Annotated in this window: 11 protein-coding genes; 3 read left to right on the top strand and 8 right to left on the bottom strand. The window is 53.5% G+C overall.

From position 1 onward, the window contains the following. From J7M22_13825 to J7M22_13815, 3 genes are all read right to left on the bottom strand, one after another. A complete protein-coding gene (locus J7M22_13825) occupies nucleotides 1–1,458 on the bottom strand; it encodes a hypothetical protein (protein MCD6507684.1) in 1,458 nt (485 codons plus the stop codon). A 78-nt stretch (nucleotides 1,459–1,536) separates the two neighbouring features. Then, complete coding sequence (locus J7M22_13820) at nucleotides 1,537–4,647, bottom strand: alpha-mannosidase (protein ID MCD6507683.1); 3,111 nt, start codon at nucleotides 4,645–4,647, stop codon at nucleotides 1,537–1,539. A gap of 99 nt (nucleotides 4,648–4,746) precedes the next feature. Next, nucleotides 4,747–7,359, bottom strand: coding sequence for a carbohydrate binding domain-containing protein (locus J7M22_13815; protein MCD6507682.1), 2,613 nt, complete (start codon nucleotides 7,357–7,359; stop codon nucleotides 4,747–4,749). A 136-nt stretch (nucleotides 7,360–7,495) separates the two neighbouring features. On the opposite strand from J7M22_13815, the gene J7M22_13810 reads away from it, so the two are divergent. The 3 genes from J7M22_13810 to J7M22_13800 are packed head-to-tail and all read left to right on the top strand — an operon-like array spanning nucleotide 7,496 to nucleotide 9,924. Next, nucleotides 7,496–8,617 (top strand): PorV/PorQ family protein, encoded by a 1,122-nt coding sequence (locus J7M22_13810; GenBank protein MCD6507681.1) that lies wholly within the window; start codon nucleotides 7,496–7,498, stop codon nucleotides 8,615–8,617. Nucleotides 8,618–8,632: 15 nt separating this feature from the next. Beyond that, nucleotides 8,633–9,373, top strand: coding sequence for a hypothetical protein (locus J7M22_13805; GenBank protein MCD6507680.1), 741 nt, complete (start codon nucleotides 8,633–8,635; stop codon nucleotides 9,371–9,373). An 11-nt stretch (nucleotides 9,374–9,384) separates the two neighbouring features. Further along, nucleotides 9,385–9,924, top strand: a complete 540-nt coding sequence (locus J7M22_13800) for a hypothetical protein (GenBank protein MCD6507679.1) — start codon at nucleotides 9,385–9,387, stop codon at nucleotides 9,922–9,924. A 23-nt stretch (nucleotides 9,925–9,947) separates the two neighbouring features. Here the strand turns inward: J7M22_13800 and scpB are convergent, their stop codons facing one another. The 5 genes from scpB to J7M22_13775 are packed head-to-tail and all read right to left on the bottom strand — an operon-like array spanning nucleotide 9,948 to nucleotide 12,595. Beyond that, complete coding sequence (gene scpB / locus J7M22_13795) at nucleotides 9,948–10,481, bottom strand: SMC-Scp complex subunit ScpB (GenBank protein ID MCD6507678.1); 534 nt, start codon at nucleotides 10,479–10,481, stop codon at nucleotides 9,948–9,950. After that, on the bottom strand, nucleotides 10,462–11,235 hold the full coding sequence (locus tag J7M22_13790) for a class I SAM-dependent methyltransferase (protein ID MCD6507677.1): 774 nt from the start codon (nucleotides 11,233–11,235) through the stop codon (nucleotides 10,462–10,464). The genes scpB and J7M22_13790 overlap by 20 nt, the downstream gene beginning before the upstream one ends. Then, on the bottom strand, nucleotides 11,216–11,935 hold the full coding sequence (locus tag J7M22_13785; protein ID MCD6507676.1) for a segregation/condensation protein A: 720 nt from the start codon (nucleotides 11,933–11,935) through the stop codon (nucleotides 11,216–11,218). The genes J7M22_13790 and J7M22_13785 overlap by 20 nt, the downstream gene beginning before the upstream one ends. Beyond that, nucleotides 11,928–12,380: a type II toxin-antitoxin system VapC family toxin gene (locus J7M22_13780; GenBank protein ID MCD6507675.1), complete on the bottom strand. Its 453-nt coding sequence runs from the start codon at nucleotides 12,378–12,380 to the stop codon at nucleotides 11,928–11,930. The genes J7M22_13785 and J7M22_13780 overlap by 8 nt, the downstream gene beginning before the upstream one ends. Continuing rightward, nucleotides 12,377–12,595, bottom strand: a complete 219-nt coding sequence (locus J7M22_13775; protein ID MCD6507674.1) for a hypothetical protein — start codon at nucleotides 12,593–12,595, stop codon at nucleotides 12,377–12,379. The genes J7M22_13780 and J7M22_13775 overlap by 4 nt, the downstream gene beginning before the upstream one ends. Nucleotides 12,596–12,610 lie beyond the last annotated feature (15 nt).

Raw genomic sequence — 12,610 nt, 5'->3', positions numbered from 1 at the left:
TTACCCGGATATGGTGAAGTTGAGGACGTTGGATTTGATAGGCGGCGTTTTGCCCATCAATGAGTCCATCCTGACATATACCTTCTCAAAATCTGGGTTTTTGGATTTGAGAAAGCGTATCTCCTCTCGAAGCCTCTGTATGGCCGTTTTCTTGGCGTCGGGACTAAGCTTCCTATCCATCCTCAAAGAGGTGATCTCGTCCTCTATCTCGATGAGATACGGGGACTTTTTAACATAGGTGGATCTGTACATATTCAGCCTCAAGGTTGTCTGAAGGGTATATGTTCCCGGCTTGAGATCGTAATAATCGAGCAGGTTATCGATTATCACCTCAGCCGTTTCACCCGCCTTGAGGGCGACCCCCGGCTTAACCTCGACGCTTCTTCCATCCAACCTCACGCTCTCAATGGGACCCTCCCGAACGATCTTCCTTTTCGGAGGAACGATATCGCCGGAGGAGGTTCTGATGGTTGTCTGAGAGAGCATCAGCTCAGGCGTGAGTTTTTCCAGGTTGAGATCGGACCTATTGGCCTTAAAGGTGAACTTGAGCTTTATGGGCTCACCTTGTGAGAAGGTGGTTTTCGGGATCTCCACCTTCAGGGAGGCTATTCCAGTTTCCCCTTCAGGGGTTGAGGACTTAGGAGGCTGAGCTTCGCTTTTCTCTATTTTCTTTGCCGGTATGCGAGGGGATTTGGATGCAGATATGGTGAAGCTGAGAATATTGGATTTGATAGGCGGCGTTCTACCCATCAATGAGTCCATCCTGACGCATACCTTCTCGAAATCGGGGTTTTTGGATTTGAGGAACCGTATCTCCTCCCTGAGCCTCTGTATGGCCGTCCTCTTGGCGTCGGGATCGAGCTTCCGATCCCTCTCCAGGGAGGTGATCTCGTTTTCTATCTCGAGCAGGCGCGGGGACTTCTTGATATAGGTGTATTTGTATACGTTCAATTTCAGGATCGTCTGTAACGTATATGTTCCCGGCTTGAGGTTGTAGTAATCGAGCAGATTATCGATCGTTACCTGTATCGTCTGTCCGGCCTTGAGCGTGACCCCTGGCGCAACATCGAAGCTCGAATCGCCGAAGCCAACTCTTTCAACGGCGCTTTTCGCTTCGATCCTCCCCTTCGGAAGCACGATATCGCCCGATGAGGTCTTTATGACCGTCTGCGAGAGAATGCCCTCCGGTGTGAAATTTATACTCTCCAGGTTGAGATCGAACTTATTGGCTTTAAAGGTGAACTTAAGCTTTATGGGTTCGCCCTGTGAGAAGGTGGTTTTCGGGATCTCCGCCTTCAGGGAGGCTATCTTAGCGGCCTTCTCCTCCGGAGCAGGGGGCTTGGGCTGGGCGGGCTGAGCGGCTGGTTGGGCTGATTTAAGAGCGCCTTTCTCCATCGGCACGCATCCGAAAGGGAGGGTCACCATTGCCAGGAAAAGGATGACATTGATGTATCTCATGCATCACACCTCCAAACATATAAGGTGTAATGCGTAGAGCGCCTAATGCCCTACGCATTACAGAATTCCCGCGATAATTTATGATCGAAACCGAAGCTTAAGCGTTTTAACCTCGTATGGTTTGACGTAGAGATCCACAGCGCCATCATCTAACTTCAACTCCTCGTCGTTCTCCTCCATCAGGTTACACTCGAAGACCCTATGGGGCGGGTTACTGAATTTGATCCTCACCTTTCCGCGCCAGCCGTGGGATTCATAAAGTCGAAGGATCAGATCATCCGTGTCCTCGGCCTTCTTGACGGTATCTATCACCACGCTTGTCCCGTCCATAGCGGCGAACCAACTGGAGGATGGGAGATCTCCGGGATGTGAGGATTCCAGATGAGCTATCAGCGGGACGTTCAGCTCGTATGCCCTCCTCACCGTCCGCGCATCTCTCCAGTCGCCCTTGTGCGGATAGAGGGAGTAGATGAAGAAATGTTCGCCCTGATCGGCGTTCGGATCGGGGCTGATCGGTGAACGCAGCAGCGAAAGTCTGATCACATTGTCCTTGATGCTATGGCCGTATTTGCAGTCGTTTAAGATGCTGACGCCGTATCCCGTCTCGGAGAGATCGGCCCATCTCTGAGCCGGAACCTCGAACTTGGCCCTATCCCAGCTTGTGTTCTGATGCGTTGGCCTTTCTATGGCTCCGAACTGGATCTCATATGTCGCCTTGGGCGAAAGCACATCAACCTCGAAGGCGACCTTCATCAGGGTCCTCTTCTCATGCCAATCCACATGTGTTATAAAATCTATACGGGGTATCGAGTCGTATATAGCTATAAGCTGATCTATCGAGGATCGTTCGGTGCGGAGTTTAACCCTGACGGCGGCGCGAACCGGTCCGCTTTCGGCGATCTTGACCGACTCGACCCGATCTACCTCCCACCGGATATCCTCGTAGTTGAAGTCTATGTCCCAGGCATCATGCGCATGGGGTCTGTCGTCAAAAAGCTCCAGGACGTTTCCCCTGCCGTTCTCAGCCAGCACCTCCCTATCGGCGAGCTTGTCGTAGAGCGAGATGATCTGTCCCTTATCGTTCAGCTTCACCCTGAAGAAGGCGTTTTCCAGGAGACGCTGATCAACCTTCAGCGCCATCGGCCTGGATCGGGTTCTCTTGCCGCGTATGAGCCGGTAGACGGAGTAGCCCAAAGGCGGAATCTCGCTGGCCTCGAAGAGTATCTCCTTGACCTTTCCATCGCTTCGGACGATCTGAGCCGGGACAGGTTCGCCGGACGGATCGAGTATGGTGAAATCATCCTCCTCCATCTCCACCTTTAAACTCGCCACATCGGATCGTGTCCACGATAGGGTGTTGAAGATCACGATGGCCTCGCCATCGCCTGAGGTATCTATTCTCGAGGCGATCGCCTTCAGGGCATCGGAGAGAACCTCGCCGCCAGCCTTCAACACCTTGGCGTAATCCCTATCGGCGTCCTCGTAGACCTCACCGATGGAGGAGCCGGGCAGGATGTCATGGAACTGATTGCAGAGTATGATCTTCCATCCCTCGTAGAGCTTCTCCTGTTGGTACGGCTCTCCCAGCAGCATGGCAACGGATGAGAAGATCTCGGCATCCCGATATAGAAGCTCGCTCTTGCGGTTGTTCCTCTTAGTCCTGCCCTGGGTGGTCTGACATGCGCGATGGAGCTCCAGGTACAGCTCGCCGTTCCAGACGGGGAGCTTGGATTTGTCCAGGTTTTTCTCGAGCCTGTCGAAATAATCCTGAACTTTTCCGAAGCGGCATCTGGGTATACCGGCCATGTTCTTAAGCCTCAGCCCGTTTTCCAGCATCTCCTTGGTCGGTCCGCCGCCTCCGTCGCCGTGTCCGAAGCTGAAGATCACCTCGTCGTAGATGTCCTTCTGCTTGAACCTGTTCCACTGTTCCAGACAATCCCGCGGCACGACGTTTCCATTGTAGTTGAGCGGGGGCATTGTCGCCAAAACTCTAGTACCGTCTATCCCCTGCCACCAGAAGAGGCTGTATGGGAACTTGTTGTACTGGCTCCAGTCTATCTTGGTGGTGACGAAGTAATCCACGCCGGCCTTTTTAAGGAGCTGGGGCAGCGACCAGGTGAACCCGAAGGCGTCCGGAAGCCAGCACACCCTGGAGTGTATCCCGAATTCCTTACGGAAGAACCTGTTCCCGTAGAGCAGTTGTCTGACGAGGGATTCGCCGGAGGAGATGTTGCTGTCCTGTTCCACCCACGTCGCCCCGATCGGCTCCCATCGTCCCTCCTTCACCCTGCGTTTGATCCCCTCGTAGATCTCGGGATAGTACTTTTTGGTGAACTCGTAGAGCTGGGGCTGACTCTGCGTGAAGTGATACTCCGGGTACTCCTCCATGTATTTGAGCACGGTCGAAAAGGTTCTAGCGCATTTGCGCTGCGTCTCGCGTAACGGCCAAAGCCAGGCGGTGTCTATGTGCGAATGCCCCGCGAGAAGCAGACTGCCCATACCGTAGCTGTTTTGGAACTCCTTCAGCCCTTCGTTCAGCTCCTTTCTCGCCCTTTTAATCGAGTCGAAGTATTCGGGCGATCCGATATGTTGCAGATCCACCATCTTGACGCATCGGTCGAGCAGGTTGAAGATCCTCCCTCTGATGGCTGAGTTTTCGGGCATCGTCAACGCCGACTCGGCAGCTACACGGACATCGAAGAGAAAGGAGCGAACCTCCTCGTTGAGGACCGCTATGTCGGCGTATTGGAAGGTGTGGATCTGGTGGAAGCGCGGGTTGCTGTAAGCCTCGATCATCACCTCGAACCGATCGCCCGCCTTGGCCTTTTGAGCGAGTGTGATCTCATCCCGGTTTCCATCGAGCCCCTGAACCGGACGCCCGTTTATATAGGCCAACGCCTCGCCGCCGGGACGGATCAGGAGGACCACCTTCTTGCCGTCCATCTCCTCCGGAACGGTGACCGTTGTCCTGAACCAGGTCGTTACGTCCAGACCGCCCCAGCTCGATCCGATCTGGAACGGTTCCCAGCCGGACTTCGGGGGGGCAGCAGGGCCCTGTTTATGGCCTGTCACGACATACTCCCATCCGGGGATCGCTCTGCGATCGGAGTAAACCGTCCCCGCTATCTCGTTCATCCTGTTGCGAATCTGACCTGCGATTATGTTCCGTTCGGCATCGAAAAACGGCATTCCCTCCTCCTTTCGCCTTCAAAAGCGTGAGAATAGGGGAGAAGCGAACTATGCGAGTTAAGTATAACAGAGAGCAAAGCATCGGTCAACCGCGCTCCTCTATCTCTCCGCCTTCACAGCATACCACACCGTTTCATACTCACGACCGAGGTGGAACGGAGAGGAGATCTGTCCCTTGCCCTTCGGTCGTCCGGAGCCGTCCAAAGCGAAGAGGATGAGAGGCGGTGAGCCGACCTCTCTGTGCAGGGATATCTCTCCCTCGACCGGCTCGATCAGTATCGGCGGCCCTCCCCATTGATCGTCGATACTGGTTCGCTCCTCATTCCAAACCATCCCCGTGTTGGCACAGCGCGCCGCCGCCACGATCAGGAGGCTTTCCGATCGACGGATCGGTTTCCCATCCGTGCTTATCACGCTTACGGCACAGAACGGCGTCTTCACCTCGATCGTCACGTCATCCAGTTTCACTTTTCTGTCTCCAAGCCAGCCGATGGCAGCCTGAAGGCGCGGCGTGTTTATCGTCATAAGTCCGGTCCTCTCACCGTTTGCCTCCCACGCTAACTCACCCGTGTCGCTAACGATTCGCCCCTTTGGCTCTTGGAATCCCACCTCATCGGCGCTTGTAGTTCGACCGGCATCAAATCCCACCACTCTGAACCGGTGCACCAGTGGCAGAAGAGGTGAGAGCTCGCCATCCGTGAAGAACTGTATCCCGTGTCGTTTTCCCCGAAGGCTATCGAAGGTTCGCTCCCTGCTGTAGGAGATGGTCACCAGCCTTTTCGCCGGTTTGATCGCTCCGGTGATGAAGGAGATCGAGGCGACAGGCATCTGACACAGCTTCGACACCTCGTTGCAGATATCGAAGTACCCCGTCACCACATCGCCGCTCAGCTCGCGATCGGTCCACCGATGGCCGAAGGTGTAGAAATAGACGGCGTCCCAATCCTGCAGAGCGGCATATGCGGCTATGACTAAAGGGGCCTCGCAGTCATACTCGTTCGGGAAGGGGTGATTGTATTCGCTCACGGTGAAGGGCTTTCCGAGCACCGATGATCGACACAGCCTTGCGATGGTCGACTCATGCGGTTTATCGAGCATAGGCGTGTTCTCGATAAACCAGTCGGTGCGTGACCATGGTTGACGGGGAAAATGCGGATGCTGCCAGTATGCATGACAGTCCATCAGGTCCATGAGCGATTGGGCCCACAGGTTCGGGAGGCCGTAGTTGTGATTTGTCCCCTCTATGAGGGCATGAACGCCGAGTTCGTCCTTCAAAAATCGATACATATCCAAGTAATACCTCTTTTCGAGCTCGAAGTAGAAGAGCGCCTCATCCCGAAATCGAGCGAGGGTATAGCTTGTGAACTCCTCAGGCTGTAACCTGTGCACCGTGCTGCTCCACGGATCCTCCCTCTCATGCAGCCCATAGATGGGTGCCTCCTGCAGGATAACGTCGTCTATCCACACGACGCCAGTTGCATCGCCGAGGTGGAAGCTCATTCGGACGGAGTCGTCATCCTCATCCATTCTGAACGTGAACTCATATCGCCGCCAATCGGAGGCGATCTCGAAACGCCCGTTTCCGTACCCGCGCCAGGGGCCGTCGTGACATACCTCGACTGAAAGGTTACGGGGCGTAGAGGCCCTGGCGTAAAAGACGACGCGATATGATTTATCCCCTCTCAGCTTCAGCCTCCTCTGTGTGAGCATCACGTGCCAGCGCGTATCGGTCACGTTTTCGATCGTGATCTTCGCACACGGGCTGTCGTCATATCCCTCATCGGTCACCTCAAATCTCGCCGCTGCCGGAGGTTTCAGGAAGAGCCCCCATCCGCTTTTCGCCTGGGAGAAATCCCCATTGACTAGCATTTGCGGCCCGGGCTCATGTGAGCCCACGCTCCATGCCCTTGCGAGGGCGTCTATCGATGGATACCTCCTGGTGAGCCATTCGTTGTAGAGCCGCGTCAATTCCTCGGCATAATAGGGCGGTATATCCGTCCAGGCGCCCTTTGGCGGCTCTGTTTGCTTGCCTCGTAGCCTGCCGGAGAGCCAGCCGTTGAACAGCGAGTTTTCGTTGGTCAGCTCCACGATGACCACAGCGGGATCTTCGGCATAGGTGAGGCCCGTATACGGGTTTCGATGGGTAAGCAACATGCGGGCATATTCCTTTTGAAGCTCTATCATGCGGGGATCAAATATGGTGCAGTATTTCGCGTATGCGAGCCAATCCGCCTGTTTCACGCCGTCGGCCTCCGTGAATCTGCGTCCCACATGTAGGTTCAAATTGACGTAGATCCCGCGTTTACGCAGGAGGTATATCAGATAATCCAGCCGATCGAGCTGCTCGGGATCGAAATGTCGCGTATCGGGATAGCTCTTATCGAATATCGTGTTGCCCCAGCGCGAGTCCATACCGTGGAAGCGCACCAGGTTGAAGCCGAACCGAGCCAGCCGATCGACGAGCTTCGGGGCTATCTCCTTGGATGGGAAACATCCTCCGCCAGACAGGTTTGTCCCCCAAAAGCGCGCTCTCGTGCCGTCGGTGAAATATAGATGGCCGTCGCGCACGGTGATGAACCCGTGCTTACCCGCCGGCGGATCAAACGATATGCTGGCATCCACCAGCGAATCGGATGGGATTTCCCAGGGGATATGGAACGGCACGTCCGGTTCTGCCGTATAGGCCATCCATACCATAAGCGTGACGAACATCCATACACCTCCTAAACCTCGCCCTTCCAACCGCCGATAATTCTACCAGAACATGGATTCTTTGTAAACGGTCGCCCCTAATGCTACGTTGAATGCGACGAAATTTCCATTGAGAGTGAGAGGAGAGTTACCCATGATGTCAAAGGAATGGGTTCGGAAGTTTCCATACTTTGTGACGTTGATCCTGCTGACGTTGGGGTTTATAGTTCCCTACGGTGAGGCGGGAGCGGGCAGGACGGCCGCTCAATTTCTCTCCCTGGGAGGAGGAACGAGAGCCGCGGCGATGGGTGAGGCCTACTCGACCTCGTCCGGCGACGTGATGGCGATACTGTGGAATCCAGGCGGGTTGGCAGGCGTTAAGGAGATTCAGACCGCCATATCCTATAACAACGCCGGCGCTCGCTTCGGCGAAGCGGGAGAGGGAATATACTACGGCATATTTGCCGCAGCCTTCCCCGCGGGCGATCTCGGCGTCTTCGGCCTCGGATTGCAGCTTAACGGCCAGGGTGTGATAGATGTGACCGTCGACTCGCCTGAGGTGGTCAGACAGGAATCGCTCGGCACGAACTGGGCGCTCACTCTCTCCTACGCCGACGAGTTCCTCCCGAACCTCAAAGCGGGCGTCAGCGGAAGGATCATCCGACAGAAGCTCGGTCCCGAATCGGCCACCGCCTATGCAGCCGATATAGGCCTGCAATACAGGATATCACCTCTGACGTTAGGGGTATCGGTGCAGAACTGGGGTACAAGGATACAGTTCAAAGACGCCAACCAGAGCGATCCGCTGCCCAGGACGATGAGAATGGGGGTGGGATTCCAGATACTGGACAGCAAGTATCATAAGGCCAGGATCACGGGCGACCTCGTGGCCTTCATCGACAAGTTCAAGGAGGACGAGGATGAGATGCAATTCGCTATCCAACAGCGTAAGGAGAAACTGATACAGGCGGGAGAGACACCACCAAGCGACGATGAGCTGAGACGTCAGATCGAGGAGGAACGGGGAATAGGCATATATGCCTTTAAGCCTTCCAACATGCAGAAAAGCCTGGGATTTGAATACTGGTTCGCCGATATCTTAGCCTTGAGAGTGGGATATAAGGATGACCCGTATGTACAGACGAGCTCCTTCAACGACAAGCTGAACTACGGCTTCGGCATCAGGTTCAAGAACTACCAGTTCGATTATGCCTCCATCCCCGGAGGAGGCCCGAATAACGTCAGGCTTAATACCTTCGACCTGCTTTTCAGGTTCTAATGACGGGAGGTGATCATGAGAGCTTCCATCTCTATTGCGCTCCTTCTCATGCTCCTCGTATCAATCGCCCCGGCCATAGGGGCTGAGCGGGTTTTGAACCCCCTCTTGAATCCCTCCTCTCAGGAGTATAAATCGCCGTCCAAAGCCGCTCTCTTCTCGCTTCTCCTTCCCGGATCGGGCGAGTTATACTCCGGTGCCAAGCGCGGGTATCTCTTCTTCATAACCGAGGCAGCCCTGATAACCTCATATGTGGCCTTCGATAGAAAAGCCGAGCAGTTGAGGGATGACTACGTCGCTGAGGTGAGGGCGAACGTGGGTTTTGACGGTGTGCCTGAGGAGAAGTGGCCCGACATGTTTGAGAAGTGGAACATGGAGGATTTCGAGCACGCCACGATGTTCGACAACTGGAGAAACGTCTACACGGATCAGGCTCCCGAATCGGAACAGGGCATACCGCTCGAGAGGGTGGGCAAGTTCTACTGGCTCGATCGTGAGGGCGTTAAGAACGAAAAACTTTCAGAGCGCGAAAACACCTCACAGCTCCGTCAAAGAGCCCTTCAATATAGGGAGGATAGCAACCGCTGGTTCAAACGAGCGAAGATGATGATCGGCGGTGTGGTGCTCAATCACGTGGTCAGCTTCGTCGACGCCCGGATAACGGCCAAGCTTCATAACAAAAAGCTCTCGCTCAAAACCTCCATGAGATTAACCCCAAACCGCGAGGACGTATCCCTCTGTCTTTCCTACACCTTCTGACAGGGACCGATATGCTCGATAAAGCCGTTTACGATAGGATCATGGCCGCCCTGAACTTCGAGGAGGGAGACAGGGTTCCCATCTGGGATTACATAGACAACAGGGCGGTCTATCGGTATTTTGCCGGCGACGAGCCCGATTATCTGAAGGGAATGGTCAAGGTCTACCACGGGCTAGGTATAGATCTATGTAGAGGCTTCGGCGCATCTTTCGACGAGTCGCAGGAGGGACAGAGAGGGAAAAACTGGATGATCTCAGGGATGACCCGATGGGTCACCAAACGGCCGATAAACTCACTTGAGGATCTGAATTGGAACTGTTCAGCTACGCCATCTACGAGGCTAGAGAACACCTGGAGCGATATCGCCTACAAGGATAAGCTCATGGTCTCACCAGAGTTCCCACGTCAGACCTTTATCCCCTGTCTCAGAAAGGTGGTCGAGCCTCTTAAGGAGGCGGGAATTAAGGTGATATTCCATAGCGACGGCAGTGTCATTCTCACCTTCTACGACGCCATAAAGCGATACGGAAGATATCCTATACGCCTATAGGGCTCCTCCGTCCCTAAGATCGGCTATGAATCGGTGAAGATTCCCTCCATCTCCTCAAGAGAAGGCAGATCGGATAGATCTTTAAGCCCGAAGTGATGGAGGAATTTATCGGTGGTCGAGTAGAGGAGCGGTCTTCCGGGGGAACGCTTTCTGCCGGATATGGTTATGAGCCCTTTGGCCAGAAGCGAGTTTATGACGCTATCGCTGTTGACCCCCCTTATGGCGTCCACCTCAGCCTTAGTTATCGGCTGTTTATAGGCGATTATCGCCAGCGTCTCCAGGGCGGACCTTGAGAGCCTTGTGGGAACCTGCTTGGTGTAGAACTTGCGCAGCCATTCGGCATGTTCCGGCCGCGTGGTCATCTGATATCCACCGGCGACCTCGACGATCTGCATCCCACCCAGTCGTTCCTCATACTCCGCCTTAAGCTCCTCCAAAATCGATCTGACCACCACCTCCTCGACCTCCAGGGTAGAGGCGATCCGATCGGGCTTGAGGGGATCACCGGATACGAACAGAAAAGCCTCTATTATCCCTTTAAGCTCCTTCGCCTCCATCCCCCACCCCCTTTAGCAAAGCGGCATAGTGGCAATAGTAAAGCCGGGCGGTCAATCTCCCTCCCAAAAGGCGCGAGAGGAGATAGATCAGATAGTTATAAATGTACCAGAACCCTCTCTTTTGAAACAGCATTCTCTCCCTGTCAAGGATGTATCTCCGAGAGCGACGTTTGACCAGCCCCCCTCTTCTATACAGATCATCCGCGCTCCTCTCGGTGAAAAAGATTACATGCCCGTATCTGTTATCCGGCCGCTTTCTCCCCCTTATGATTTTCCGAAGCCACCAGGTGAAATTAAGGATCGGCGTGTTCTCGATGGGTATCTCGACGAACACGAGCCTTGCGATCCTCGATGCCTCCCTTAAGACGGCTTTTGGCTCGGCGACATGTTCCAGAACGTGAGACAATATGGCGAGATCGAAGCTTTTGTCCGAAAACGGAAGCATGGCCGCATCCGCGACCAACGCCCCCCGAAGCCCTTTGATCCCGGCCGATCTGACGATCCTTATGGCCCTCTCCGACAGATCTACAGCATAATAGCTTTCAGCGAAATCCATCTCCGACAACCTCTTGATAACCGCTCCCGTTCCGGATCCGATATCGATAACGGAGCCGAAGTTCATGCCCCTTGTGAGATCGACGATATTTCTCACCTTATCCTCGGCACAGAGCGATCGCCATCGGATGAAGGACTCATCCACCTTCCCATATTGATCCTCATAAAACCTCCTCAGCTCACGCTCCCCCATCGTCATCGGCCTTACGCTTCCGAAGTATTATATCCCCGAACATGGTCGTCTGATAGGCTATCAGACGGTGAATTCTTATGAGCTCCAGTATCGCCAGGAAAGTGACGATCACCTCCCTCTTGGAAGCCAGTTCGGAGAAGATTCGGTTGAAGCTCAGTTCTTCCCTCTCCGACAACAAGGTCATGATTTGATCCATCTTGTCCTCAACGGTGATATCCTCCTCGCTGATCTCCATAGGTTCATCGGGAAACCTGGAGAGCACATCTCTCAGGGCGGAGAGCAGATCGAATAGGCTGGCTTCGATCGCATACTCTTTGTTCTCGAGTTCCCTCCGATCGACTTCCCTGAAGAAGATCTTCTCCCTTTCCATCTCAAGCGCTCTGAGTTTCTCCGCCGCCTCCTTGAACCTCTTGTATTCGAGCAATTGCCTCACCAGCTCCTCCCTGGCGCCCTCCACGAATTCGATCTCCTCGGGTGCAGGTGCGGGGAGCATGCTGCGTGATTTTATCTGAAGCAGGGTTGCCGCCATAACCAGGAATTCGGAGGCGACCTCAAGGTCCAACGCTTTCATCAGATCGAGATACTCCAGATATTGTCGCGTGATCTCGGCGATAGGGATATCGTATATGTCCATCTCGTTCTTCTGAATGAGATGGAGCAGCAGATCCAGCGGCCCTTGAAAGGTTTCCAGTTTCACCTCATACATGACCATCGCCGCCTTTTACATCAATTACCGATACCCCTTCTTCCCTTGCGATTTCTAAAAGGCCTTTATCAGCACATAGAAACTTATCTTCTTTATCACAAAAAACAAGAAAGAAAGCTAGTTGTAAGCTATCCAATGTCTTCAAAGATCTTGATCTTCCATGCTTTTGGATCAGATTTCGAGCTTCATCTATAACTAAGGGTGAAAACTGAAGGAGACCGTATCTAGCCTCAAGGTCTTCGCTAAACTTATCACAAACAGCTTTTAAAGCGAGTTCGCTTATCTCTTTCTCTCTGAATTTACGGTAAATTGCCGAAAGAAATTCAATCGCTGCTAGCTCTGAGATAACGACTTCTCCTTCTTTATAGATCTCAATAACATACTTTGATCCCTCTTCCTTGTGATATATCTTCACCAGTGCTGATGTATCAAGGAAATATCTCACAGTCTCTCTTCCCTCTCCGATATTATAGTATCAGCCCAGCAGGTTTTTGAGGATGAGGTTAACCTGTGTATTTCCTCTAAGCTCCAGCTTTTCATACTTCGTTTATCCTTTGTCTTGATATTTTTCATAAGTTTTATCTGATTATAAAGCAATAACAGCTCATTTGTGCTCATTTCATCGATTTCTTTGAGTATTTTCTCCCTTATGTTCTCCATTCCTCTATCCTCCGG

The sequence above is a fragment of the Candidatus Poribacteria bacterium genome, from assembly GCA_021162805.1.
GTDB lineage: Bacteria > Poribacteria > WGA-4E > B28-G17 > B28-G17 > JAGGXZ01.
Note: the sequence above shows the minus strand (reverse complement) of the source record. Positions and strands in the feature narration are given on the sequence as shown.

Excerpts from the sequence above, each read along its gene's own strand:
- J7M22_13805 (MCD6507680.1), top strand. The coding sequence starts at position 8,633 with ATGAGAGCTTCCATCTCTATTGCGCTCCTTCTCATGCTCCTCGTATCA.
- J7M22_13790 (MCD6507677.1), bottom strand. The coding sequence starts at position 11,235 with ATGACGATGGGGGAGCGTGAGCTGAGGAGGTTTTATGAGGATCAATAT.
- J7M22_13815 (MCD6507682.1), bottom strand. The coding sequence starts at position 7,359 with ATGTTCGTCACGCTTATGGTATGGATGGCCTATACGGCAGAACCGGAC.
- J7M22_13825 (MCD6507684.1), bottom strand. The coding sequence starts at position 1,458 with ATGAGATACATCAATGTCATCCTTTTCCTGGCAATGGTGACCCTCCCT.
- J7M22_13785 (MCD6507676.1), bottom strand. The coding sequence starts at position 11,935 with ATGTATGAGGTGAAACTGGAAACCTTTCAAGGGCCGCTGGATCTGCTG.
- scpB (MCD6507678.1), bottom strand. The coding sequence starts at position 10,481 with ATGGAGGCGAAGGAGCTTAAAGGGATAATAGAGGCTTTTCTGTTCGTA.
- J7M22_13800 (MCD6507679.1), top strand. The coding sequence starts at position 9,385 with ATGCTCGATAAAGCCGTTTACGATAGGATCATGGCCGCCCTGAACTTC.
- J7M22_13820 (MCD6507683.1), bottom strand. The coding sequence starts at position 4,647 with ATGCCGTTTTTCGATGCCGAACGGAACATAATCGCAGGTCAGATTCGC.
- J7M22_13775 (MCD6507674.1), bottom strand. The coding sequence starts at position 12,595 with ATGGAGAACATAAGGGAGAAAATACTCAAAGAAATCGATGAAATGAGC.
- J7M22_13810 (MCD6507681.1), top strand. The coding sequence starts at position 7,496 with ATGTCAAAGGAATGGGTTCGGAAGTTTCCATACTTTGTGACGTTGATC.